General features: G+C 63.5%; 2 pseudogenes. Both read left to right on the plus strand.

The annotated features are described in order from the left end of the window. Positions 1–184, plus strand: a pseudogene (locus tag EOA60_RS36275) (sugar ABC transporter permease); the annotation flags it as partial. Positions 185–390: 206 nt separating this feature from the next. Beyond that, a pseudogene (locus EOA60_RS36280) lies at positions 391–595 on the plus strand (carbohydrate ABC transporter permease); the annotation flags it as partial.

Here is a 595-nt window from a genome sequence, read left to right on the forward strand (position 1 = left end):
CCTGGTCACCACCAATGGCGGTCCCGGCTACGCCTCCACCAACCTGCCGTTCCTCGTCTACCAGAAGGCGCTCTTGGAATTCAAAATCGGCCAGGCGTCGGCAGGCGGCGTCATCGCGGTCATTCTCGCCAACATCGTCGCCTTCTTCGTCATGCGCGCGGTCGGCAGGAACCTGGACAAGTAGGGGCAAGACGATGCCACTTGCGCTGAACCACCCCCACTCCGTCCCGCTGCGCGGGACACCTCTCCCCCTGCCCGGGGGAGAGGAAACGCCTGCATCGAAGCCCCGCGCTTCCTCTACCCCGTCGATCGGGGGAGAGGTGGTTTGCGCAGCAAACCGGAGTGGGGGTCGACCCTGCCGCCAACATCGCCGATACGGGAGGACCTGACATGGCACGCGCAGTCACCACCCAGCACAAGACGATCGCAACAGTCGCGGCCTGGGTCGTCGCCCTGCTGATCTTCTTCCCGATCCTTTATACGATCATCACCTCCTTCAAGTCGGAACAGGAGGCGATCCAGGGCTTCGCCTTGATCCCGTCCGGCACCACCGAAAGCTACTCCGAGGTGCAGGCGCAGAGCGGTTCTTTCAAGT

The organism is Mesorhizobium sp. M1A.F.Ca.IN.020.06.1.1 (assembly GCF_004023265.1).
Classification (GTDB): Bacteria; Pseudomonadota; Alphaproteobacteria; order Rhizobiales; family Rhizobiaceae; genus Mesorhizobium.